The 24,982-nt window shown below is 47.3% G+C and carries 22 protein-coding genes; 9 read left to right on the top strand and 13 right to left on the bottom strand.

Features of this window, described 5'->3' with window-relative positions:
- Window positions 1-11: 11 nt before the first annotated feature.
- Entirely contained in the window at window positions 12-914 is a 903-nt protein-coding gene (gene punR / locus K6Q96_RS07350) for a DNA-binding transcriptional activator PunR (RefSeq protein ID WP_251879113.1), read from the bottom strand.
- A 100-nt stretch (window positions 915-1,014) separates the two neighbouring features.
- On the opposite strand from punR, the gene punC reads away from it, so the two are divergent.
- Together punC and K6Q96_RS07340 are read left to right on the top strand one after the other, a co-directional pair.
- Complete coding sequence (gene punC / locus K6Q96_RS07345) at window positions 1,015-2,226, top strand: purine nucleoside transporter PunC (RefSeq protein WP_251879111.1); 1,212 nt, start codon at window positions 1,015-1,017, stop codon at window positions 2,224-2,226.
- A gap of 464 nt (window positions 2,227-2,690) precedes the next feature.
- Window positions 2,691-4,985: a galactose oxidase early set domain-containing protein gene (locus K6Q96_RS07340; protein ID WP_251879109.1), complete on the top strand. Its 2,295-nt coding sequence runs from the start codon at window positions 2,691-2,693 to the stop codon at window positions 4,983-4,985.
- A 140-nt stretch (window positions 4,986-5,125) separates the two neighbouring features.
- On the opposite strand, the gene K6Q96_RS07335 is transcribed toward K6Q96_RS07340, so the two are convergent.
- A complete protein-coding gene (locus K6Q96_RS07335) occupies window positions 5,126-6,019 on the bottom strand; it encodes a LysR family transcriptional regulator (protein WP_251879107.1) in 894 nt (297 codons plus the stop codon).
- 123 nt (window positions 6,020-6,142) lie between these two features.
- Here K6Q96_RS07335 and K6Q96_RS07330 point away from each other — a divergent pair, with 123 nt between their 5' ends.
- The gene (locus tag K6Q96_RS07330; RefSeq protein ID WP_251879105.1) at window positions 6,143-6,814 is read left to right on the top strand and encodes a type 1 glutamine amidotransferase domain-containing protein; all 672 of its coding nucleotides are present in this window, start codon (window positions 6,143-6,145) and stop codon (window positions 6,812-6,814) included.
- 96 nt (window positions 6,815-6,910) lie between these two features.
- On the opposite strand, the gene K6Q96_RS07325 is transcribed toward K6Q96_RS07330, so the two are convergent.
- The 7 genes from K6Q96_RS07325 to K6Q96_RS07295 all read right to left on the bottom strand — a co-directional run bounded on the left by K6Q96_RS07325 (window position 6,911) and on the right by K6Q96_RS07295 (window position 15,563).
- Complete coding sequence (locus K6Q96_RS07325; RefSeq protein WP_251879103.1) at window positions 6,911-7,483, bottom strand: class I SAM-dependent DNA methyltransferase; 573 nt, start codon at window positions 7,481-7,483, stop codon at window positions 6,911-6,913.
- 191 nt (window positions 7,484-7,674) lie between these two features.
- Window positions 7,675-8,994, bottom strand: coding sequence for a DUF1501 domain-containing protein (locus K6Q96_RS07320; protein ID WP_251879101.1), 1,320 nt, complete (start codon window positions 8,992-8,994; stop codon window positions 7,675-7,677).
- Window positions 8,991-10,517, bottom strand: a complete 1,527-nt coding sequence (locus K6Q96_RS07315) for a DUF1800 domain-containing protein (protein ID WP_251879099.1) — start codon at window positions 10,515-10,517, stop codon at window positions 8,991-8,993. The genes K6Q96_RS07320 and K6Q96_RS07315 overlap by 4 nt, the downstream gene beginning before the upstream one ends.
- 398 nt (window positions 10,518-10,915) lie before the next feature.
- Window positions 10,916-13,213, bottom strand: coding sequence for a penicillin acylase family protein (locus K6Q96_RS07310; RefSeq protein ID WP_251879097.1), 2,298 nt, complete (start codon window positions 13,211-13,213; stop codon window positions 10,916-10,918).
- 185 nt (window positions 13,214-13,398) lie between these two features.
- Complete coding sequence (locus K6Q96_RS07305) at window positions 13,399-13,641, bottom strand: VOC family protein (RefSeq protein ID WP_251879095.1); 243 nt, start codon at window positions 13,639-13,641, stop codon at window positions 13,399-13,401.
- 231 nt (window positions 13,642-13,872) lie between these two features.
- Window positions 13,873-14,754, bottom strand: a complete 882-nt coding sequence (gene htpX, locus K6Q96_RS07300; protein WP_251879092.1) for a protease HtpX — start codon at window positions 14,752-14,754, stop codon at window positions 13,873-13,875.
- A 281-nt stretch (window positions 14,755-15,035) separates the two neighbouring features.
- Complete coding sequence (locus K6Q96_RS07295; protein ID WP_251879090.1) at window positions 15,036-15,563, bottom strand: hypothetical protein; 528 nt, start codon at window positions 15,561-15,563, stop codon at window positions 15,036-15,038.
- Window positions 15,564-15,923: 360 nt separating this feature from the next.
- Here K6Q96_RS07295 and K6Q96_RS07290 point away from each other — a divergent pair, with 360 nt between their 5' ends.
- On the top strand, window positions 15,924-16,100 hold the full coding sequence (locus K6Q96_RS07290) for a hypothetical protein (protein WP_002535055.1): 177 nt from the start codon (window positions 15,924-15,926) through the stop codon (window positions 16,098-16,100).
- Between the two features lie 61 nt (window positions 16,101-16,161).
- On the opposite strand, the gene bioD is transcribed toward K6Q96_RS07290, so the two are convergent.
- From bioD to bioB, 4 genes are read right to left on the bottom strand one after another with little or no spacing between them, the layout of a single operon-like run.
- Complete coding sequence (gene bioD / locus K6Q96_RS07285; protein WP_251879088.1) at window positions 16,162-16,842, bottom strand: dethiobiotin synthase; 681 nt, start codon at window positions 16,840-16,842, stop codon at window positions 16,162-16,164.
- Window positions 16,835-17,650: a malonyl-ACP O-methyltransferase BioC gene (gene bioC, locus K6Q96_RS07280; protein WP_251879086.1), complete on the bottom strand. Its 816-nt coding sequence runs from the start codon at window positions 17,648-17,650 to the stop codon at window positions 16,835-16,837. The genes bioD and bioC overlap by 8 nt, the downstream gene beginning before the upstream one ends.
- Window positions 17,647-18,813 carry an 8-amino-7-oxononanoate synthase gene (gene bioF / locus K6Q96_RS07275; protein ID WP_251879085.1) on the bottom strand — a complete coding sequence of 389 codons (1,167 nt, stop codon included), beginning with the start codon at window positions 18,811-18,813 and terminating at the stop codon, window positions 17,647-17,649. The genes bioC and bioF overlap by 4 nt, the downstream gene beginning before the upstream one ends.
- A gap of 15 nt (window positions 18,814-18,828) precedes the next feature.
- Window positions 18,829-19,881 carry a biotin synthase BioB gene (gene bioB / locus K6Q96_RS07270; RefSeq protein ID WP_251879083.1) on the bottom strand — a complete coding sequence of 351 codons (1,053 nt, stop codon included), beginning with the start codon at window positions 19,879-19,881 and terminating at the stop codon, window positions 18,829-18,831.
- A 109-nt stretch (window positions 19,882-19,990) separates the two neighbouring features.
- Between bioB and bioA the strand changes: the two genes are divergently transcribed.
- From bioA to sstT, 5 genes are all read left to right on the top strand, one after another.
- Window positions 19,991-21,271: an adenosylmethionine--8-amino-7-oxononanoate transaminase gene (bioA, locus tag K6Q96_RS07265; protein ID WP_251879081.1), complete on the top strand. Its 1,281-nt coding sequence runs from the start codon at window positions 19,991-19,993 to the stop codon at window positions 21,269-21,271.
- Window positions 21,272-21,333: 62 nt separating this feature from the next.
- Complete coding sequence (locus K6Q96_RS07260) at window positions 21,334-21,885, top strand: LON peptidase substrate-binding domain-containing protein (RefSeq protein ID WP_251879079.1); 552 nt, start codon at window positions 21,334-21,336, stop codon at window positions 21,883-21,885.
- 68 nt (window positions 21,886-21,953) lie between these two features.
- Window positions 21,954-22,586, top strand: coding sequence for a sigma-70 family RNA polymerase sigma factor (locus K6Q96_RS07255; RefSeq protein ID WP_251879077.1), 633 nt, complete (start codon window positions 21,954-21,956; stop codon window positions 22,584-22,586).
- A complete protein-coding gene (locus K6Q96_RS07250) occupies window positions 22,579-23,247 on the top strand; it encodes a ChrR family anti-sigma-E factor (RefSeq protein WP_251879075.1) in 669 nt (222 codons plus the stop codon). The genes K6Q96_RS07255 and K6Q96_RS07250 overlap by 8 nt, the downstream gene beginning before the upstream one ends.
- A gap of 319 nt (window positions 23,248-23,566) precedes the next feature.
- Window positions 23,567-24,805 (top strand): serine/threonine transporter SstT, encoded by a 1,239-nt coding sequence (sstT, locus tag K6Q96_RS07245; protein WP_251879073.1) that lies wholly within the window; start codon window positions 23,567-23,569, stop codon window positions 24,803-24,805.
- Window positions 24,806-24,982: the final 177 nt, after the last annotated feature.

The raw sequence follows: 24,982 nt of genomic DNA, 5'->3' as shown, positions 1-24,982 counted from the left end.
TTCTATCTAACTTACTCCAACCATTCACGATGCGCTTTCTCCGCATCGCCCAGGTAATCCAAAATCCAATTCACCGCCGGGTTTTCTTTGTCTGATCGCCACGCAATACAACAGGGACTTTTGGCTGGGGGTTCCACCAGCATTTTCTCTACCAGCTCCCCACTTTCTAGATAAGGCTGAGCCATATGCGAAGGCATGGCTCCGATCCCTAACCCTGAACGAAAACACTGTATGGCGCTATGCCAGTTCGGCACAGTGAGGCGACGCTGGTTGTCGAGCAGCCAGGTGGCACGTTTGGGAAGAATGCGGGAGGTGTCTTCAAGGCAAATTGCAGGGTAAGCCAACAGTTGTTCATGTCTCAGAGGCTCAGGCTCTGCCGCCAGAGGATGGTCTTTCGAAACCACAAATCGCCAAGTGAGAATACCCATATCGCGATAACTTAGGTTTCCGCTGACTGGCACCGCCGCTGTCGCACCTATGGCAATATCTGCCCTGTCGTACGCCAGTGCATCCCACACGCCATTGAACACTTCCATGGTCAGCAGCAGTTCTACGTCAGGGAAAGCGTCGTAGAAGTCCCGCACCAATGAATCGACACGATCTTCACGCACCACGTTATCCAGAGCCAGCGAGACACTTCGCGTCCAACCGTTGGCAACACGCTGGGTTTGATCGCGTATCTCATCCATCCGCTTCATCAAGTCTCTTGCCTGTTGCACGAAGAACTCGCCAGCAGGCGTGAGTTTGACTGAGCGGTGCAATCTCTCAAATAAATTCACAGCAAGCTTCTCTTCCATCTGCCTGACGGTATAGCTCACCGCACTAGGAACTTTGTGCAATTCTTCGGCTGCAGCGGAAAAGCTACCACGACGGGCAACGGCATCGATAACTTGCAGATCTTGATAGGAAAACATACGAATCAAATTTTTTGAAAGCAATGTGGAAATTTTAGCGTTTCACAGCGCTTTTCGCTAGCAGTAGACTGCGCGCATATTGCAACAACGGATAAGTAAAATGAAAAATACTGTTCCTATGACAACAATGATTTGGTTTGCCGGCCTGAGCATGCTCGGTTTTCTGGCGACTGATATGTACCTGCCCGCTTTTGAAAATATCCGCCTTGAGATGGGTACAACTCAATCCATGATTGGCTTGTCGCTGACCGTGTTCCTGTTGGGCATGGCTCTGGGCCAAATCGTTTATGGACCACTGTCTGATCGCATCGGCCGCATTAAAGTGCTGGTAGGCGGTATGGCACTGTTCAGTGCTGCTACCGCAGCCTGTTTTATGGCTGACAGCATTGAAGTGTTCCTGGCTGCACGTTTTGTACAGGCTCTGGGTGCGTGTTCTGCTTCTGTGATTTGGCAAGCGGTAGTTATCGATCGTTATGACAGCAAAACGTCTCAACGCGTGTTCGCTACCATCATGCCGTTGGTAGCTCTGTCTCCTGCCCTTGCGCCACTGGCGGGTGCGGCACTTGAATCTCAGTTTGGCTGGCGCAGCATTTTCATCGCACTGGTTGCCTTGGGCGCGGTGTTGGTGATCACGACTCTGCGTCAGAAAGAAAGTGCGCCGGCAGTCAACAGCAATGAGAAGCTGGGTGCGAAACTGGTTAGCGATTACAAGAACATCATCAGCTCGCGCAAGTTTGTTGGCAACATGCTGGTATTTGCAGGCTGTTCTGCAGCGTTCTTTGCTTGGCTGACTGGTTCTCCGTTCGTGATGACAGAAATGGGTTACAGCGGCGCTGACATCGGTATGAGCTATGTACCACAAACTATCGCATTCATTGTCGGTGGTTACAGCTGTCGTGCACTTTTAAACAAGTTTGATGGTTCTGTACTGCTGCCGTGGTTCGTGGGCCTGTTCATCGCGAGTGTTTCAATCATTTTCGTGGTGTCTTGGCAGACTGATGTGACCAACATCTGGCCGGTACTGATCCCATTCTGCTTCCTGGCAGCAGCTAACGGGGCAATTTACCCAATCGTAGTAAACAAAGCGCTGGAAGAATTCAAAACCTGCAGCGCAACGGCAGCGGGTCTGCTGAACTTCCTGCAGACGATGATCTGTTTCGTGGCAAGTGGCGTGGTATCTGCATTGGCAATCCAGGGTCTGTTGACAGTGTCAGCGGTAATGATGGGTGCTGGCGCAAGTGTGGCGCTGGGTCTGATGCTGAGCTGGAACGCTAACCGCGTAGCGATTGAAGACGCGCCTCAAGCGGCTTAAGAAGCTATCCAATTTAAAACACCGCCTGCGGTTTCGTAGGCGGTGTTTTTTTATTTCTATTTAGACGTCCAGACAACGTAAAGATGCGCGATTCAGGGTATTTAACTGGCGCTATGAAAACGGTACCAGTCAACCCCCCCGAAGAAAGACACTCCATGTATCCACTTCCTGATTAAATTCTGCGAACGTCCATTATTCCCCGAGAAGTTTACTCCATATTCAAAGCGCTGATCACCTCCGAAGGTGGACGTCTTCAGGTCAGTCATCATAGATACCCACATTCCACCAAACAAAATCTATTTGGCAAAAATAATAATAAATACCGAGCGTAATCATAAAGTTACATAATTTTGCAACTTTTTCCATACTTTATACCGTTACTGTAAAGAACTATTCCTAGAAAGCTAAACGTTTACAAGTAAACGCTTTCAAATAGATTTTTGATGTAACTCAAGGATGTATCGATGTATCAGAAAAAAATTAGATCACGGAAATTGGCTCTTTTTATTAGCACTTTACTTGCCGTGCCTCTGCCAAGCTACGCAGTCAGCATTTCGCCTCTTTTTGATTGGCTGCTGAACCTCAGTAATCCAAACCAAGATGATACCAACCCTGAATACCTCAACGGATGCTCTAACACGTCCTGTGCGAGTTCTCCTTCCACAACAGGAAAGTGGGGAGATGTATTTTCTATCCCAATCATACCTATTCACATGTCTCTGGCTCCTGATGGCAGAGTATTAATGTACGGTTCAGGAAAAGACGGCAGCCAGGGGACAATGGAATATGTGGTGTGGAATCGCCAGTTTGGTAATCATTTCACTACACTGCCAAATGTGATGCCAACAGATACATTTTGTGCTGGTCAATCGAGACTTGCTAGCTCTGGTGATCTCATCATGATGGGAGGTGACAATGGTACGGGTGAGAATTTCGGTAACGCAAATACGACGTTATTTACTGCCAGTGGTGAGCTAAAAAATATCTCCTACTCTATGAATTATCCAAGATGGTACCCCACAGTAACGACCCTTCCCGGCGATGAATATCTGGTACAGGGCGGGAGTACGAACGGCGTTCTCGGTACAGGCGTAACTGTGCCAGAGCTATACAATCCAAGAAAGGGCTATCGCACATTGATTAACGCCAGAAGCGAGTTTGCTTATGGCGATGATTTTTTCCGCTGGTGGTATCCGAGAACTTGGGTCCTGCCGAACCGAAAGATATTCACTATTTCAGGGCCTGCGATGTACTACACAGACGTACAGAACTTTGGCCAAACGATACCTGCTGGTGAGTTAAGTACGGGGAACATAGGAGCCACCTCAACAGCGGTGATGTACCGCCCCGGAAAAATCCTTCAGGTTGGTGGAGGGGATAAAGCCAATCATGTAGGCGACTCTGTCATTGCATCAAATGTAGCAAGTGTCATTGATGTCAAAGGGAATTGGCCTTCAGTAAGACAAATTTCTCCAATGAAAAACCGTCGCCACTGGGCTAACTCCACGCTACTACCAGATGGAAATGTGTTGGTCACGGGCGGCTCAGAAGCAAATGGAGCCGTTGGTGAGGTGCTTAGTCATCCGGTCGGCTACGAAGCGGAGCTATGGGACGCAAGAACTGAACAATGGACGACCATGACCTCTGAAAAACATCTCCGTCACTACCATTCCTCAGCGCTACTGCTCCCCGATGGCACAGTTCTTTCAGCTGGAACAGGTGCGCCCGGCCCCAAGAACAACTTGAACGGTCAGATCTTTTATCCGCCTTACTTGTTTGATGGTAATAACTGGGCGAAACGCCCAACCATTAATATATCCAATAAAACGGTCACTTATGGACAAGAGCTTACGATCAATGTTGATGACAGTAATACGATAAAGTCCATAACCATGGTGAAAAATGGTGTAGTCACACACTCGTTCAACAACGAACAGCGTTTTCGCCATATCCCAGTTATTCAGAAAACCGCTAAATCAGTGACGGTAAAAATTCCATCATCCCCATACCAGTTAACTCCGGGCCATTACATGGTCTTCGCCATCAATGATAAAGGAACACCTTCAATAGGGACAATTGTTCACCTCCCCCCGAGATCAAAGAATCCGGGCTGGACAGAGCAAAAGCCACTGGTGAGAAATGGGAACTTTGAGAATGCTGGCATTATAGACGTTACTGATGTGACCCCTGCCATTCAGGCGCTGGGTGGCGTTATTGGCGAAAATGCCGCACGGGGAGTTATTCAAACGCAAGCTAACTTAGTCGGGCTTTCTCTCAACACAAAAGACCAGATCGATGTAGGCTTTGGCGAATATATGCCTGGAAGACGTTTGGGAGATTGGTACGTTCAAAACAACGGTATTGAAGTTCAAGCCTCCTCACATCAGCAAATGGGCCAGGCACTTAATGGAAAGCAATTTCTCGACTTAAACGCCAATGGACAAATCTGGCAAGACATTAAAGGCCTTAGCGTCGGCCAGAGATACAAAGTCACCTTTGACTATGCCGTGCATGAAGCCTCTAAAGCGTGTCACCCATGGCTTTGGTTCTGGTGTTGGAATCAAGCTTCAGCGAAAGTGGAAATTGGTTCTTTGATACACTCTTGGCATGCAAACAATAGGGGCAAAGAGAGCTGGAAGAGCAACTCACAAGAGTTCGTCGCATCAAATCACACTGAGCGACTGTCAATAACTGGAACCCAAGGGTCGCCGACTGGTGGTATGTTAGTTGATAACCTTGTTATCACACCTATTTACTGACGTCAGATTCTTAGACTGGCTAAAGTCGCAGTTTTTTAGCGACTTTAGCCATCAATTCGTGCCCAACCGCCATCATCAATCCAATGTCTCCCATGCTAAATGGGTTCGAGAAATATAACCGCTTCATTGCACTCTCTCCGTTACTCCTGCCATCCTTTGAAATGGTCGAGCAGGTGCTCGATAGCAAGACGGGCCTTGAGGGGCAAGAATCGGCGGTTTTGATACACCACCCACGAGGTAATGTTCTTCGTCCAGTAAGGCTCGAGAACAGGCACCAAGCTCCCTTCTTCAACCGCCTTTTGAAAGCTGCTTTTCGGCATATAGCCAATACCTAGCCCCGCTTTACAAGCTTCAACCATAGCGTTCGCATTGTTGCACCGGAAACGGCCAGACACCTTTATCGGCATCTCTTTACCATTTCTTTCGAACAGCCAAGTGTCGTTATTGGTAATAAGGCATGAATGCTTTGCCAATGCTTGAGGACTCTGTGGTTCTCCCTTCGCTAAAAGGTATTCTGGCGAAGCAACCGCCATCAAGTTTCTGTTCGCCAGCTTTCGTGCCACCAGCCCGGAATCCTGCAAACGCCCGTAGCGGATAGCAAAATCAAAACCATCTTCAACAAAATTCACGTGACGGCTACTGAAATCCAATTCGACGGTAAGATCGGGATGAAGTTTGGCAAATTCTACCAGTACAGGCGCGACAAATTGCTCAGCAAAAGAACCTGCCATACTGATCCGCAACGTTCCCTGTAAATCAAACTGTGCCCCTGTCACCATTTCATTGGCTTGAGAAAGACCACTTACCAACTCTTGGCATTGAAGATAATACTGCTGCCCACTTTCCGTCAGTTTTACGGACCTTGTTGAGCGGGCAAATAACGCCGTTCCCAATCGCTCTTCCAAACGGGAAACCTGCCTTGACACATGGCTTACAGAGCAGTTCAGCCGCCGTGCAGCCTCACTGAATCCCTTTGCGTCAGCCACGGAGACGAACTCAACAATACCTTCAAAACTGAGTGAGCGTTTCTTCATTGATTATTGCCATATAGCAAAGCCGGTTTTCCATATTAGTGGATTATCACCTATATAGCGAAAGTATAGAGTATATCCATCGAGCGAACTGAACCCCGCTCACCGATAAAAAAGGATTACAACATGAATAAGATTCTGATCATTGTTACGAATCACGCCACACTTGGAACCACAGACCAGGCAAACGGCACATACGCACCAGAGTTGACTCACGCACTGGACGTATTTCTAAAAGCTGGCTTTGCCTATGACGTTGCTTCTATCAATGGTGGCGAAGTGCCTTTCTATGGCGAAGATATGGAAGGTGACGACGTTAACAGCCGTGTTTTCAACAACGACGAATTCCAGTCTCGTGTAAAGAACACTATTCCGGTGAGCCAGTTGAATGCCGACGACTACGACGCGATTTTCTACCCAGGTGGTTTTGGTCTGCTTTCTGACCTTGCACAACATGCTCCAACGGCAAGCCTAGCAGCCAAACTTTATGAAAATGGTGGTGTTATTGGTGCAGTTTGTCACGGCCCTGCGGCTTTGTTGCCAATCACGTTGAGTAATGGTCAGCCGTTGATTGCAGACCAAACTGTGACCGCTTTTACCCGTGAAGAAGAAGTAGATTTCGGCACCATCAATGATATTCCGTTTTTGCTAGAAGAGTCTTTGACGCGAAAGGCCGCAAAATACAGCAAAATCCAACCTTGGGGCGTTCACGTGATTACTGACGGCAAGTTGGTGACAGGCCAAAACCCTGCAAGTGCGCATGGTGTAGGTGAAGCAATGGTTGAGCTTCTGAAGTAATCTCTCCTCGAAAAAAATTTAAACGTCAGTGAAGAGCAAAACTACTGCCTGCTCGACACTGGCGTTTCCTTTTTGTATACGCTTCGGAAAATGTGTTTAAGCTTCTCGCTGTCCTACTGCCATGATGACCCTCATATCACCCATACTAAATGGGTTCGACATAGACACCATTTTGAGGCCCGCGTTTTCGTAAGCGTCTTCAATTTCTATGGCAGAAAAACCAACACTAGAGTCACTGCTTTTTTCCCAATCCCATTGTACGAGAACCCCATTGTCGGCAAGCAACATAGTCAACAAGGCGATGGTTTCTGGGTAGTCTGGAACAAACGCCAACGCGGATGAAGCAACAATCACGTCGAAACGCTGTTTGGCCTGTCGACACTCTCGCACGAAGGCTTCATCAACAACGCCTGCAATCGGAATAACGTTAGAAAGCGCTTTCCCTTCCAATACATCAATCATCTTTGAAGCAGGATCTATTGCTGTTATGGATGCAACTGCTGGAGAGAGCTTTTCAGTAAGAAGGCCTGTGCCGCAGCCAAAATCCAAAACGACCGCGTCCTCAATATTGATAAGTTCGCCGAGGGAGCTGAAAGCTTTCTCTGAATACACCATGACCGCTTCGTTTTCGTCCCACCCTGCGGCCAAATCATCCCAGCTTTCGCTCATTTTTGTTTCCTTGCTTGTTTATGGTTGAATATAAATGGTATGGCATTTTGTTTATTGAATCTATCAAGGTGAGTCAGAAAGCCCTGAAATCGTAAGAATTAGAAAAAACCAGAATTGCAGAAGAAAACAAAAAGCCCGCTTTTGCGGGCTTGAATACATAGGGGGTCTGAATGTGCTTTTTGCGTGCTGATTTACGCTGCCGCAGTTTGGGCCATTGGCCCACCAAACTTATACAGGTTAGGAAATACTGTGTTCAATGCACCGTTATTGAGCCCCAGCCACTGAACCACATGCGCTGCATATTGTTCATGGGAGATTTTAGGGATCAAGCGTCCTTCACCGTTGTCATCCTGGCCACCGCGCGTGAAGTCTGGGTATGTACCGAAACAAGTGCTTGCATGCGCGCCACCACCAAAAAGGAAGTGTCCGCCACCCCAGCCGTGGTCTGTACCGTTACGCGAGTTGTCATGCATCGTGCGGCCAAACTCTGACAAAGTACAAGTCAGTACATTATCTTCCAACCCTTCCTCTTCAAGAGAGGCGTAGAACGAAGCAATACCCTCCGAAAACTCTTTCATCAGCTCATCCTGACGACGAACCTGATTGTCATGAGTATCAAAACCACCGAGTGATACATAGAACACCTGACGGTTATGGCCCAGTAATTGCGCACCCTCAATCATTTGCTTAACCGCACGTAGCTGCATACCAAGACTAGAGTCAGGGATACGCTTATCCATTGGGATAGACTCAACGATTGGGCTCATCTGGTCCTGCGCGTACATGGCTTGTTTCACTACATCCGCGTAACCTGCAGTCAGTGGCGAATCATAGTATTCGTTTGCGTTGCTTTCATAGCTCGAGCGCATTGCGGCGTTCTGAAGCATGTTAAACGACTCAAAACCATTTCTGTTCACGAAGATTTTTTCGGTACCGTAAGCATCCAGCAGTGTATTCGGGCCGGTGTGGAAAGCATTTGGCATGCCACCATAGCTTCGAGAGAGGACATCCATAGACATCCCCAACCAACCATTTTCGCTGTAATCCTGCCCCATCCAGCTATGCTGCCATACTTCCTGCTGCTTATTGTGCGCAAACAGAAATGGGGGAAGATCGGCACGGCCAGAAGCGATATCACTTTGAGTGACAGGTGCCAGCAACGGGCCGACATTTAGTGCAAAATTTGCTTTACCCTTTTCGAACAAAGGCATAAGCGGTGTCATGCCTTTATGCAGACCAAAACGCACACCATTCGCATCATGGATATTCAGAGGGTGCACTTGGCTGTGTGAAACCACTGTCGAATTCCGTGAAGAGGCATATTTGCCGTAGTTAGTGCTGTCTAAAGGTAACACTTGATGGAAAAAGTCATTACCACCAGCCAGGAATACACAAACAAGGGCTTTATAATCTTCCGCACCGCTCGCCTGAACGCTTAAGCTCATTGGCGCGGCTACCGTTGCACCCGCAGCCCCCAAAGATTTGATGAAATTTCTTCTTGTCAGTTTCATGCGCGGTTCTCCTGAACGTGGAAATATGGTGATGCCAGAGCAACAAACAATAAACGCTGCACCCATTTACCTGGGTTCAAGTTCATTCCGTTATATTGTTTATACATTGACTCTTTCAGTGAATTTGGCATCGTACCATTGAAAAAGCGTTCTGATGTTTCCTGAACAAAACCATCAATATCTTTTTTAGCAATCAACGCTTTAAAATCTTCCACATTGATATAGAGCTCTTTTCTTAATGGAGCACTTGTTTTCTGAAGATTCAGGCGAAGAAGACCGTAAATAAAGTTGTGGACATAAATAATATGCGACCAATCAATAATTTGTAATTCTGGCGCAACGAGATTATTTTCTTTCACAACACCTTTTGGCGCATAATCCGGCAGGTAGAAATTAAATACAGAAGGTGAACCCAGCGGATATTGGTTACAGGTTTTCAGATAAACCAAATCTGTTTCTACAACTTCACTCCCTGCTCCCGGTTTTACGTCAAGAGCACGGTAGATAGCGACCAAAGACAACCAAGGCTCGCGCACTTTACTCATTGTCATTGGTGTTGCTGTGTAAACTTCAGGGTCAGTCAGGATTGCCCAAACCACTGCTTTCAAGTCACCCGTTATGCCCATGCCATTATCCAGGAACACTTCCGCTACGCGGCGCACGTAATCAGGCGATGGGTTGGAACTGGTCAGGCGCTGAATAAGGCCATGTGATATGTGCGGTGCGGTCGATGGATGGTGCAGAAGCATATCCATAACCTGATCCATCTCCTGCTCTGCAGGCATGTTTTTCGGGAAACGGTGGCCCATTACCCATTTTTCACCACGGTCATGATCAACGGCGTTGTTCACCATTGGCTGAATCAGTGAATCATCGCTGTGATTCCAACCGGTAAAGATTCGCGCCAGTTCCTGGATGTCTCTTTCTGTGTAACAAGGGATTGGCTTGCCATTACCATCCAGGTAATAAGTCCCGTCAATGTCACGCTCATACAGACCGATAGAAAAGAGCTGCATGATTTCGCGAGCATAGTTTTCATCTGGTCGACGTCCACTTGCTGGGTCACCTTTCATATTGCCAACCATAGATAGGTATTGGCCCATCACCGGAGATACAGACACATCTTTCAGCAAGTCACGGAAGTTTCCGAATGCATGCTGACACAGCAGATCGTTGTAGTTCGCGATAGCTGGAGCGTGGTTGGCAAGGTTGGAATCTTGGTCTGAAGCGACAAAGATTTGGGATAGTGCATATGCGACACGCTGTCGCAATTGATCTTTTGAGTTGAATGCGACATCAAGCCAGGCTCTTACACGGGTTGCCTTAGAAGGTCTTTTACCGTAGCCCTGCGCCTCAAATTGCTTATGGCATTGCTCTAAATGAGATGTCGCTGGCAGTGAAGTTTGCTCGTCAAACCAAACTTTTGCGCGTTTATTTACCAGATTGTTTGCTTCGCCTTTTTTTGGACCAAAAGTCGCTAGGTCCAGCCAGCGCGATGCATGAGAAAAAGAATCAAATTGCATATCAAATACCCTCAAATTGTCCGAGCAATCTAGAGCGTCATTTATAATGCGACGTTTCTCTTTCGAATCACTCGGTACACAAATGAGAATATTCATACTTTTCCGATCAAAAAATGTTGTTGGCACAAATATAGATCACTACTCCAATATTTAATTATATTATCAATATTGAAACACCTATTTGCTTGCTATTTTACACACTAATGAGATATGCGAGTAAATATCCTGATGGAGAGAATACTACCTACGCGCTGATAAATTATCGCTAAATATCAATTATTTTCGTCAAAAAATAAGCTGTAAAAATAACCTACAGTCTTACTAATCTCTCCATTATTCATTCAGTTAGCCGGGACATTATTATTAATTTGTAATGATAATTTAAAGTCTTGACCTGTTTAATTCGGCTCAAATGAAATTTGTTGTACCGGAGGGCCGGGAAGCAAAGGCGTAAAAGCATTATTGCTATAAGATTCAAAGCCTTTTCGATAGAAAGGCGATAGAGGGTGCCCACTCTGCCCACCAGGAAGCGTTAAAACGCCATTTATTTCATCACCGGGCTGAACAATCAGACGCTGAGAAGCACCAAAAGTTCGCCCTTGAACTGCTGGCATAAAGCGATCTCCAAAGCCAGCTACCGGCGGCATATCCAGAATGCTGCCAAGAATAGGGATCTGACGGCTGAATGGATGCTGAACTTCAAGTTGATTTACCGCCCCCCACTTGAGCGCCTGCAAAGACCCATTCGCGTGACCTGTCATTTCAATCATCAGGTTGTCACGCATCTCAAGGTATGCCATAACAAGAAACTGATTCCAATCGGCCGTATTCTTTGGCAGCCAAGATTCAGGCTGCTCTTTAACCAACTGCCAAAGTGCGGGTTCAATTTGTCGTTCAATCAGAGAGAGTGAGAGTTGTTGCTCTTCTAGATGGGTTTCCAACGGCGCAAACAATCTGTCTATCAGTTCATCGCGGTATTTGCGAACCAATGTATATCCAACAGAATCCTCGCATGCACAATTGTTCCAGCTGCTGAGTGCTTTTATGTCTTCCTGAAATAGTGTGTCATCCCGCGTCAGTAGTTCCAGTAACAGTTCATACCACCGTTGAAGAAATACCGCTTCGTTGTCTAACTGAATCGCGTAGAAGTCTTCAATATCGAAGATGTCTTTTTCCATCAGCCGGCGCTTAATCTGTGCACTTCTTGCACCAAGCGCGTAACCACCGTTTCCATAGCGCTGATCTTCTTTGGCGCTCACTACCCTGCTGTTACCCGTCCAGATTCTTTCTGATTTAGGGTTTACGATAAAAGGAACATCTTTTGCGCTTTGTTGCCAGCGCTTGTCATATGCACTTGAAGGTACTGGTCTGGCGAGCGGTTGTTTTCTGTCAGGGATAGCCCCGGTTGCTTGCCAGGCAATATTTCCCTTTGAATCTGCCAGCACCATGTTTTGCACTGGAATGCCTGTTGCTTTACTAACATCCAGTGCCTGTTTAACCGTTTCCGCTTGCTCAAGCTTCATTAAGTTGAGGTTCACAGCGTAGTCACGATGCGCGACCCAACTCAGCGCATATTTTTCTCCATCGATGACGCGGACTGGACCAAACTCACTCTGTTCCAGCAGGTACTTATGCTCTCCCTCTTTGAGAGGAATCGTTTCAGTTTCCAGTCTGGTTTTGTCTTTCGGGCTTAAGCGATACCAATCTGCTGTATCCATGTAGCCATTGGTGAACCCCCAAGCGACATGACCATTGGAGCCCACCACAATCGCTGGTGCCCCGGGTAAACTGACACCCGTTATCTGCAACAGATCATCACCGGATTGGATATTTAACTGAGTGCGATACCAGATAACAGGAACGGCGAGGCCAAGGTGCATGTCATCTGACAGCATGGCTTTACCGTTTCGCGTTAACGAACCTTCTACTGCCCAGTTATTGCTTCCTACCGCAATAGTTTTTTCTATCTCTACGCGCTGAGCTGTTTCCAACAAAGAAGAAGGTAGTTCAGGTGCAGGTTCTGGCTTTGTCTTGATTTTTGAGCCATCCAGAGCTGCTTGAAATGGCGAAGGCTGCAGCAGGAAAGACGCTATATCGTCCCCAAATTGTTGGTACAGTGCATCCGTCAGCAAATCCCTTTCAAGGTTCCTCCCTTGCAAGTCCAGATACATGCTGAATATTGCCAGCAATGAATCTTCCGGTTTCCAAGGTTGGGGTTGAGTCTGCGTCACCAAGTATTCAAAAGAAGGTACTGAGAATTGTGCCAGAGCATCATTGACGCCATTGGTATAGGTCTCGAGCTCTCGCTGATCAGCTTTTGGCAATCGCTTGAATGCCTCTTCGCTCCTTTTGCGGAACTGGTGAAAACGACGGTTCTCATCAATCGGGAGCGCTGCTTCTCCAAACAACGCCGACAGTTCACCAGCTGCATTTCTGCGTAATAAATCCATCTGGAAGAACCTGTCCTGCCCATGAGCAAACCCCAACGCGTAAGAGGCATCGGACCGATTCTGGGCGATGATGATTGACGTACCCAAATCATCACGCTGAAGATAAGTGGTGTCTTTAATGCTGCGGGTAGAAGTACTGCCAGATAAGGTTGGAAGGCTGAGCGTAAGCGCGCCGTAAAATACAGCGGTGGCGAGTAGCGCCAGAACGATAGCACTATAGGTGACAAATTTAATTGCCTTGAGCATCAGTCTTACATGGCCCCTTAATTGTATAATAAACGATCAGCACTGACTGATTTATTAGACTTTATTAACAGTGCCTGCATGCATTGACTGTCATTTCAACACATTGAGAGCGATGAAAAAACAACCACTCAAGCAAAAGCGGCCACAAACGTGACCGCAACGTCGGATTTTTTACAACTTGTCGCTTAAGTGTGACTATGTATACCTATGAAGTTCCCCTCACTGTCACGAAGCTGTGCGAAAAAGCCAAAGTTTTCACCAATTGCTGTTTGCAGCATAACAACAGCTCCTTCCGATATGCGGCTTAATACATCTTCAATGCTTTCTACCCCAAAGTAGACAGTGGTTGCCGAAGCGCCAAGCTCTCCTGGAACCAATGCACCCCTTGCGCCATAGGCTGTTTCTTTTTCTACCGGGAACCATGCCATTTACTGTCCGCCCACTTCTTGCTCGCTTAGCGTCATACCTAGAGCGACTTCGTAAAATGCCATTGCTCTGTCCATATATTCCCAAACAATCAACTGGATTCATCTTCCTTTCCCCTCCTACGTTTTCTTGAAATTCAGCTGATGATTGTCTTTTCGGTGGAAGAAGAGGGGGATAAAAAAACGCCCCCTTGAATAAGGAGGCGTTTTTATCAAAGTCAGGACGATTTCCTGTTACAGGTGCTCACCTGCGCGCAGTGATGCAATGCGCTTATCCAATGGAGGGTGAGTCATGAACAGTTCGCTCAGCGATTTCTTGCCATTGATGCCGAAAGCCGTCATAGAACCTTCAAGGCGGCTTTCGTGGCTCACTTTCAGGCGCTCAAGAGCAGCAATCATTTTCTCTTTACCTACCAGTTTGGCAGAGCCCGCATCCGCTTTGAACTCGCGATGACGGCTGAACCACATGGTCAGAATGCTTGCCAGCAGTCCAAACACGATTTCCAGAACTGAGGAAACGACAAAGTACGTAATGAAGCTGCCGCCACCTTCACCTTCTTCGTCACTACTGTTAACGCCACTAATGGCACCAGCAATAAGACGGGAGATGAAGATAACGAAGGTATTTACGACACCTTGCATCAGCGCCATGGTCACCATGTCACCGTTAGCAATGTGGCTCACTTCGTGCGCCAATACAGCTTCTGCTTCGTCGCGGGTCATGTTTTCAAGCAGACCACTGGAAACTGCGACCAGTGAATCATCCCGCTTCGCGCCTGTCGCGAAAGCATTGATGTCGTCTGAGTAGTAAACAGCGACGGTTGGCATTCCAATACCCGCTTGTTGAGCCTGACGGCTCACTGTGCTCATCAGCCAGTGCTCAGTTTCGTTACGTGGGTGTTCGATAACCTGGCCGCGCACTGAACGCAGTGCCATAGATTTCGACATCATCAGCGAAATCAGTGAGCCACCAAAACCGAACAATGCCGCCATAACCAACAGTCCAGATAAGCTGCCTGGTTGCAGGCCAGTGACGGCATATACGATGTTTAATACGATGCTGAAGACAAACAGTACAGCCAAGTTTGTCAGCAGAAATAATGCGATGCGTTTCATTGCGTCAATATTCTCCGAATCATGAAAGCGTATTACTCAAGCTACCTCAAGTCGCTGGTTCCAGTGACCTCAGCTAGCTTGGGTATACTTCTCGAATAGTAGGGTCGAAATGTGGAAAAACAAGCCTGTGTAACAATTTAAAACACAAATCACGAACATTTGGTGTTTTTGTTATCTTGGCTGGGGAGCCAAAAGAAAAACCATTCACTCGCACACCATCAGGAAGCCAAGTTATTCATCTACATCATGTGCTTTGAAGCAGTTATGATTTCTTTATCGTATCAGAGAGATGATTTCATTTTTCCGACTAGCACAAAACACGCTTTCACAAGCAAGTTTTCTATATCCTTGTTGTTGTACAGGGGCTTATACCTCAGCAGCAGGCCATTAATGGTTAGTGTCCGTCGAGTAAAATCAGACCAGGAATACCTTTCCACTGCTTTGAAGGTTTTAAAGGTTTTGTCGTCTTTCAGAAAATACAGCCTAGAGTGAACCTCGATTTTAGGTCTCCAGAAAATGGGAACGTGAGCGGGAGGCATAGTAAAGTCTAAAAACTCACCACCTCGATAGCTTACGACGGCGACCTGCAAGCCAAGGTCGTTACCACTCTCATTCTCGGCTGACGACACATGAGGTAAATTGAAAATCTCTTCCAGCTCTTTACGAATGGAGCTTTCAAAATTTTCTGTTTTCAAAAACATCCCCCACTCATCTATCGATGTGAGGCTTTCACTAGGTACGACAAAAATCGAGTCAAGATACACCCTTGGTTTTTCTTTGCTGGATATATCTCCCGAAAACAATAACATGCCCTCACCACTCCTCGTCCTTGCCTTTACCAGCTTACCTTCGAAATACACATTGGCAATAATGCAACAGTAAACAACCCATCAGCCTGAATGAACTAACCAAGTACTCAGTTAACATCTCCATCATTCGTTATTTGCGAAGGAGCACAGTTTAAAACGCAAGTCCTTGCAAACATGCGCCACATACTATTTTTTAGTCGTGCGTAAAACAGGTAACAAATCGAGAGTGTTCGACTAGGGTATTAGACTTTTGTCGAGTTGTATTTGTCGCCATAGAGGAATAACTTACGCATGAGGACGAAATGCTTAAAGGCATACTATTGTGGCCCAGCAGGGACGCGATTCTAAGGAGAGAAAATCATGGCTGACAAAGAAAATTATCGTATGGCGATCGATATCCTTTGCTGTCACTTGGGAATGAGCTTCGACGAAGCTTGTGCCGAGTTAGGGCTTGCCGACGACGAAAATCAAAAGCTCAAAGAAGTGTCCGATGTTCAGCAATCGCTGATGGGCTTGCTGCCTGAAGACAGCAAATAAGCACCAAAACAAGTTCCAAAAGAGCCAGCTATCAAGCTGGCTTTTCTTTTTCTGCAAGGTCTTACAAGCCCAGTGGCGAGATGTCGATATACCCACTCAGATCACGTGATTTGATGGAAGGCATGTAAGGGATTTCACCCAGCTTAGGCACCTTCAAATGATGTTCTAACGTTTTCACGATATCGCAGTAGTGCTCTGTACCTGGATTCACGCGGTTCGCGACCCATCCCACGATTTCCATGCCGTCTCTGCGAATCGCTTCAGCGGTCAGATAAGCGTGATTCAAACAGCCAAGCTTGATTCCAACCACTAAAATCACGGGCAGTTTCTCACCCACAACCCAGTCTGCCAGCGTAGTGTCATAAGTGACAGGCACTCGCCAACCACCAGCACCTTCTACCAATGTGAATTCCGATCGCGCCTGCAGATTCTTCAATCCATCCGTTAGTAGACTAAAGTCGACCGTTTCATTTTCCAATTCAGCAGCAATGTGCGGTGAACAAGCCGCATGCAAAAGACACGGATTCACATCCGCGTAACTCACTTCTACTGTTGTGCATTCGCGCAGACGAATCGCGTCTGAGTTCATTGGGCCTTGTTCTGTTTCCTTACTGCCTGCGGCGACTGGTTTGTATCCAGCCACGCTGTAACCAGCCTTGGAGACGGCCTGCATCACCGCCATTGAAGCGACGGTTTTTCCTACTTCAGTATCCGTACCTGTGACGAAAAAGCTTTTATTCATTTGTTATAGCTCCAAAGCAAACCTGATACGTAGCGGGTACTGTGCCATCTTCGTTCCGGTAAACGTCATATGCGCTTTCCAATTCAATAAAGGCACGTTTGCCAACTAGTCCCGCACTTCTTCCCTCTTGAAGATGCGTTGCACCGATCCCTTTTAGGTCTCTCATTAGCGCTAACGCTGAGGGGTAATACTCCGTAATCGGCTTACATTCTATGTGGTAGTGGTTACAGTGAGCTTGAGCGAGCGCAATGTTTACCTGCTTGTGTGATAAAAAGGTATTAACGTGAGACTGCCCGTTCACTTGACGCCATGATTGCTTCAGCTCTTCCAGCGAACCTTCTAGCAAGGTCGTAAATAGGATTTTTCCCCCAGGCTTCAAGACTCTTTTCAACTCATTCAAAGGGACAGAAAGGTCATGACACCATTGCAATGCCAATGAACTGAAAGCGATATCAACACTGTTATCTGCCAATGGCAGCGCTTCGGCATCGGCGGAGACATAGTCCACGCTGTCTCCGCAACGTGACCTCGCCTGCTCAAGCATCTTGTCGGAAAGATCGAGCGCAATCATGTTTGTGCCAAGCTCCAGTATTTGTTTGGTGAAATAGCCAGTGCCGCAGCCCAAATCAAGGACAGTCTTACCTTCCCAATCCGTGTTCATTTCCATCAACAGATGTCCAACACGTCGCTGAAATGAAGCGCTATTGTCATACGTTTTTGCCGCACGACCGAAGGCGTCCTTGATGGCTTTCTTTTCGTCATTCAGCATAGTGAATGCACCTTGCTGAAAATCGATAGCCTGACTCATGACACCTCCCGCAAAATCTGGCTCAGTGTCGCTGCTAACTCTTTCACCTGTGATTCGCTCTGGTTGACTGACAACGTGATTCGAAGGCGAGAGGAATTTGCTGGCACTGTCGGTGGACGAATCGCTCCCGTCCAAAAACCCGAAGCTTTAAGCGATGTTGCGGCAATTTGCATCCGTTCTACATCGCCCAATACAACGGGTTTGATTGGCGTTACCGTAGGAATGACTTCTGAGGCGTCAGCTAACGAAGAATGAAAAAGCTCAGAGAGCGATGCGAGTTTTTCACGACGCCATGATTGTGTGCTGATGACCTCCACCGCTTGTGTTAAAGCATGTGCCTGAGCAGGAGGCATCGCAGTTGAATACACGTAGTGACGGGCAAACTGCGTCAAATAATCGTGGACACTCTCACTGCAAAGTACAGCCGCGCCCATCATTCCGAAGGCTTTACCAAAGGTCACGATCAGTATGTCAGGTTTAATACCTGCATGATTACTACTACCTCGACCATCTTCGCCTAGAATCCCACAGCCATGCGCATCGTCCACCATCAGCCATGACCCGTGAGCTTCACATTGTGCTTTCACATCAGCCAGTGGTGACAAATCACCATCCATACTGAAAACGCCTTCTGTGACCGTCAGCGTTGGGCTGTCTGCTTTCTGTAAAAGCGCGCCAAGTTTAGTCACATCGTTATGGGGGAAGCGTTTCATAGTGGCTTCAGACAGCATGCCCGCTTCCATTAAAGAGGCATGATTAAGCTTGTCTTGAAGCAGCAAATCCCCCTTTTCCAGTAAAGAGAAAATCACCGCCTGATTGGCAGAGAAACCACTGTTAAACAATATTGCTCGATCAAAGCCAAGCCAATTGCAAAGCTTGTCTTCCAAGGACTGGTGAGCTTTAGAGAAGCCAGTTACCAATGGCGAAGCTGTGCTTCCTGCGCCATAAAGGGAAAGCCCTTCTTGCCAGGCTTTAGTGAGAGATGCGTCCTGGGCGAGGCCAAGGTAATCGTTGCCCGAGAAGTTCGCGAACTGACGATTATCGCGGTCCGTTATCAGTCCGTCTTGGTGGCTGAATGCAGCCACCTGACGGTGAAGGCGTTGTTGCCGCCGCGCTTCGAGCCTCTGCTCGATACGGCTTTGCAGCTGGCATTGTTCACGCATTGTCGAAGCGTGCTCCTAAACGTTCGCTTCGTAGAAGAGGTCGTCTTTACCCGGACGTGAAGCTACACGCTCTGCCACTTGAGTCAGCAGCGTTTCTTCCTGAACCTGATCCGGTTTTTGGACAGCCTGCTCGCTGTTAATGCCCAGCTTCTTAAAGAGCATCATATCTGAGTCTTCATCTGGGTTTGGCGTGGTCAATAGCTTACATCCGTAGAAAATCGAGTTAGCGCCCGCCATAAAACACATTGCCTGCATCTGCTCGTTCATGTTTTCACGGCCTGCAGAGAGACGAACGGCAGACTTTGGCATCATGATACGCGCCACGGCAATAATACGAACGAAGTCAAAAGGCTCAACGTCATCGACACTTTCCATCGGCGTACCTTTGACCTTAACAAGCATGTTAATTGGCACACTTTCAGGGTGATGTGGAAGGTTCGCCAGCTCGACAAGCAGACCAGCGCGGTCTTGTTTGCTCTCGCCAAGGCCGATGATTCCGCCGGAACATACTTTCATGCCCGCTCCGCGAACGTGAGATAGCGTGTCCAGACGGTCCTGGAATGTACGGGTAGTAATGATGTTGCCGTAGTGCTCGCGCGAAGTGTCCAGGTTGTGGTTGTAGTAATCCAAACCTGCACCTGCTAGCTCATTCGCTTGATCCGAACTCAACATGCCAAGTGTCATACAGGTTTCAAGACCCATTCCCTTCACACCTTTAATCATGTCTTTCAGATAAGGCATGTCACGCTCTTTCGGGTTTTTCCACGCTGCTCCCATGCAGAAACGTGTCGCACCTGAATTTTTCGCTTTTTGCGCTGCATCCAGAACACGCTCTACCTCCAACAAACGCTCTTTCTCAACGTCTGTGCGGTAATGTGCGCTCTGGGGGCAGTACTTGCAGTCTTCAGGGCACGCACCAGTCTTAATGGAAAGCAGTGTGCTGACTTGCACGTGGTTAGCGGGTTGATACTGTCGGTGAATCTGCTGTGCTTCAAACATCAGATCCATAAAAGGTTTTTCAAAAAGGGCCTGCACTTCCTCGACAGTCCAGTTATGGCGAACGTCCACCTGTCTTTCCTCAAATTGATTACAACGATAACTTGTCCAGTCTAAGGTCGCCCTTTACAATGTCAACAGCAAACACTTTCTATGGTTTACATCTGAGTATTTTTTAAGCATGGATATCGCATTCGACCGCAATCACATTTGGCACCCTTATACATCCACCATCAACCCACTGACTTGTTATCCCGTTAGCCGGGCGGAAGGCGTTCACATTTATCTGGAAGATGGTACCGAGCTTATTGACGGCATGTCTTCTTGGTGGGCGGCGATTCATGGTTACAATCATCCTGTATTGAATGAAGCTGTTACTTCTCAGCTTGCCAACATGTCTCACGTGATGTTTGGAGGCATCACCCACGAGCCAGCGATCGAGTTGTGTAAGAAGCTGATAGCGATGACACCGCCTTCGCTTGAGAAAGTATTCCTTTGTGATTCAGGCTCTATTTCTGTAGAAGTCGCACTTAAAATGGCGCTGCAGTACTGGCATTCAAAAGGAGAAAGCCGGGCGAAGTTCTTGACACTTCGCCACGGCTATCACGGCGACAGTTTTGCAGCGATGTCGGTGACCGATCCAGATAACTCAATGCACAAGCTGTATAAAGGCTTCTTGCCGGAACACATCTTCGCGGACTCCCCGCAATGCGGTTTCCACGATGAGTGGGACGAAAATGACATTGCCGATTTCAAAGACAAACTAGAAAGCAATGCAAAGCAAATAGCAGCTGTGATCCTGGAACCTATCGTTCAAGGAGCAGGTGGGATGCGGATTTATCACCCAACCTTCCTCAGACGCGTCAGGGAGCTATGCGACGAGTTCGGCATTCTTCTAATCTGCGATGAAATCGCGACAGGTTTTGGCCGCACAGGCAAGCTTTTCGCCTGTGAACACGCCAGTATCGAGCCCGACATTCTCTGCCTAGGCAAAGCCTTAACAGGAGGCTATATGACCATGGCGGCAACTATCACTTCCAAGCAAGTTGCAGACACAGTGTGTGGCGGCGAAGCAGGTTGCTTTATGCATGGCCCAACCTTTATGGGAAACCCTCTCGCTAGTGCTGTGGCCAACGCCAGCCTTCAATTACTCCAAGACACTCCTTGGCAGGAAAAAGTACTTGCTATCGAAGCAAAGTTAGCTGAATTACTTCCAACATTACTGGAAACGCCACACGTAAAAGATGTACGTTGGCTTGGTGCTATTGGTGTGGTGGAAACGCACTCACCCGTCGATGTTGACACCATACAAAAACACTTCATTAACAAAGGAGTATGGATCCGTCCATTTGGTCGACTGGTTTACATCATGCCGCCATACGACATGAACAGTGTGCAATTACAGCAACTGGTTGAGGCTATTCGTTCTGGCTTGAATGACTATTTTGATTACAAAGGTTAAAAAACGGTGATCGCACACATTGTTCCCTCCGTAAATTTCTACGTAATTTTATGGAGGTTTCAATGCACTTAGGTCTTTTCCCATTACCATTGTTTTTATTGCCTGGCGGTTTGACCAAGCTGAGGATTTTTGAGCCGCGCTATGTGCGTCTGGTGAAAGAATCAATGGCTAGCGACAGCGGCTTCGTTCTGGCAATGAAAGACGGTGATGCAATATGCCGCTTTGGCACGCATGTAAAGATCGTCGACTTTGAAACCCTGCCAGACGGTCTTCTTGGTATAACCATACGAGGTCTATCCCGTGTCAAACTCGACAACATAGGACAGGAAGAAGACGGGTTATGGATTGGCGATGCTGAGGCATTACCTGACTGGAATGAAGTCGAAGTTGCCGGAGTGTTGGGCGAAGCGCTAGAAAACCTGTTTGATGCGCACCCCGAACATGCCTCCCAATATCATAGCGAAAAGCAATTTGACGATATGTTGTGGGTTTGTCAACGCTGGTTGGAAATTCTTCCGCTCGCAAATAACCAACGCCAATGGTTTTTGGCACAGCAGGACCTACAAGAAGCAAAACAATTCATTTCATTGCTCCTCACAGAAGAAAAAACTTGATGTATTAGTGATCCAAAATTGAATTTAATTCGTTTCGACTGATAAGACATTTAAAGGACACAAACATCATGGAACTGGTCGAAAGCACATATAATTCAAGCAACCAGAAACGATCAAACAGTCGGTCATCTATGTCTACACCTACTCCCGAACATTTGGCGGAGTTACTTACACTCGTTGCGAATAAAAGGGACGACAAGGCTTTTTCAAGCCTTTTCAGCCACTTCGCACCTAAAATCCGAGCTTACGGCCTCCGCCACCTCAGAGCGGACGGGCAAGCAATGGAGCTAGTGCAAGAAACCATGATTTTGGTTTGGCGCAAAGCTCACTTATACGACGGTTCCAAAGGTGGGGCTTCTACTTGGGTCTTCACAATCATGCGCAACGTGAGTTTTGACATGCTCAGAAAAGTGAAGAGTAACCGGGAAGACTGTTTGAGTGGCGATATTTGGCCGCTAATTGATGGAGAAGTCGGCGATCAAGAAGACGAAGCGTTGCAAGAGCAGATTCAGACTCAGCTTCTCTCTTACATTGATTTGCTTCCTGATCTCCAACAGCAGGTTGTGAGAGGTGTTTATTTGAAACAACTTACGCATCAAGAACTTGCAGACCAGCTCAACGTGCCCCTAGGCACCATAAAATCGCGTTTAAGATTGGGGTTACAAAAACTGCGTAGTCATTTGGAGGTAAACAATGATTAAGTACCATCCGTCTGAAGCATTACTAGAGTCACACGCGGCGGGTGAGTTACCGGCGTCAATGTCTATCGCCGTAGCAGCTCACTGCGAGCTTTGCTCTTGCTGTGCAGAAAAGCTCGCACACTATGAAGCAAAAGCGGCCGATTCTGCATTTAATGACGACAATGCCATCGACCAGGAAAGCGCTCAAGAAGACATTTTTGCCGACATGATGGCTTCCATTATCAACGGAGAAAGTTCGCCGCTGACCAAGGTCTCTGCATCACCCAGTTCGGAGATTGAAGTAGCTGGTGATCGTTATAATTTGCCAACTGCTCTTCGCCGCTACCACCATCTGGGATGGAGTTCAATTGGATCCATCAGCCGCGCTAGGCTTCCGTTGAACGAAGGCGACACACGAGCCAGCCTTCTTCACATTGGCATGAATGGCAGTGTCCCAAGCCACACACACAAAGGCATGGAAGTAACGCTTCTGTTGAGTGGTCACTTCGAAGACGAGCACGACCAATATGTTCCGGGCGATTTCATTGTTCTCGATAGCTCGAATCATCATACGCCACAAACACATGATGGTTGTCTGTGTTACACAGTTGCCGATGCGCCCCTCCACTTTACTAAAGGGGTAAGCCAGCTACTTAACACAGTTGGTCGAGTTATTTATTAAAGTTATTATTTCAGACTCTCGCATTCACAATTCATCTAAAGCGCCCTGCAGGGCGCTTTTTTATTGACCCCATTAACAACTAATAAACAGTATTTTATCCAACACATTACATTACTCATTACACATATATCGTTATAAAATCATGCACGTGCGATCAGATTGTGTATTTTATATCACTTTCCGCTTTACAGAGCGGCAGCCCTCCTGATTTAATCCAACCGCTAACCTCGTGTTAACAGTTTGACCTCAAGCGTGATGACGTTTGAGGTTTTCTAGGTTAAAGGGCCCCAAGACCCTTACACAGTGAAGTGAGAATATAATGAAGCAAACACAATCTCCTCTCGCTCGCATTGCCAATGCCAGTCTGGTTATCCAGATTCTGGTAGGTATTATTGCGGGTGTCGCGTTGGCGAGTTTTTCGCCAGAAAGCGCCAAAGCCGTTGGATTCCTGGGCGGACTTTTTGTCAATGCATTGAAAGCTGTCGCGCCAATTCTGGTATTCATTCTGGTTGCCGCATCCATTGCTAATCAACGCAAAGGCCAACATACACACCTTCGTCCAATTGTTATCCTTTACCTTGTTGGTACCTTCGCAGCTGCACTGACAGCAGTAACCATGAGTTTTCTGTTCCCAACAGAACTGACGCTAACAACCTCTGACGCTCCAATCGCACCACCTGAGGGTATTGCTCAGGTCATCACTACCCTACTGTTCAGCATTGTTGACAACCCAATAAATGCCCTGATGAATGGCAACTTCATCGGTATCCTTGCATGGGCAATTGGTTTAGGGATTGCCCTTCATCACGCGAATGACACTACAAAAACCGTGTTCAGTGATGTTGCAGAGAGCGTGTCTTTTATCGTTCGTAACATCATCAAACTAGCACCACTGGGTATCTTTGGTCTGGTGGCGAAAACCTTTGCGGAAACTGGTTTTGAAGCACTAATGGGCTATGCTCACCTGTTGGCTGTTTTACTTGGAAGCATGGCGATCATCGCACTGGTCGTTAACCCAATTATTGTTTACTTCAAAACACGCTCTAACCCATACCCATTGGTGCTCCAATGCCTACGTGAAAGTGGCATGACTGCCTTCTTTACGCGAAGTTCCGCTGCCAACATCCCTGTGAACATGCAGCTTTGTAACCGTTTGAAGTTGGATAAAGACACTTACTCCGTTTCAATCCCTCTGGGTGCGACCATCAACATGGGCGGTGCGGCGATTACCATTACAGTGCTGACGCTGGCGGCAGTTAACACTCTGGGCATTCAGGTAGATCTGGCAACTGCACTTCTGCTAAGCATCGTTGCGGCAGTTTCAGCATGTGGTGCGTCTGGTGTGGCTGGCGGTTCTCTGCTGCTGATCCCTCTGGCGTGTAATCTGTTTGGCATTCCTAATGATGTGGCGATGCAAGTTGTCGCGGTAGGCTTCATTATCGGCGTGGTTCAGGATTCAGCTGAAACCGCACTGAACAGCTCAACAGACGTAGTATTTACTGCGGCGGCTTGTCGTGAAGTAGAGCGAAAAGCGGTACTGGAAAAGCTGGCGAAATAGCAACCTATTCCCATCTTTTGAGAAAGGCGCTTAGGCGCCTTTTTTATTGGTTCTCAATTTCGCTCCGTTCTAAGCTTCATCAAACGTCTATCTTGGTTTACAGAAAGGTTTAGACGTCTAGATAGATAGCTTTCCTTTCTCCAAATTGATCCTATATAATCCCGCCTCATTTTTTGC

It is taken from the genome of Grimontia kaedaensis (genome assembly GCF_023746615.1).
Lineage (GTDB): Bacteria > Pseudomonadota > Gammaproteobacteria > Enterobacterales > Vibrionaceae > Enterovibrio > Enterovibrio kaedaensis.
This window is presented reverse-complemented; position numbering and strand designations above follow the sequence as displayed.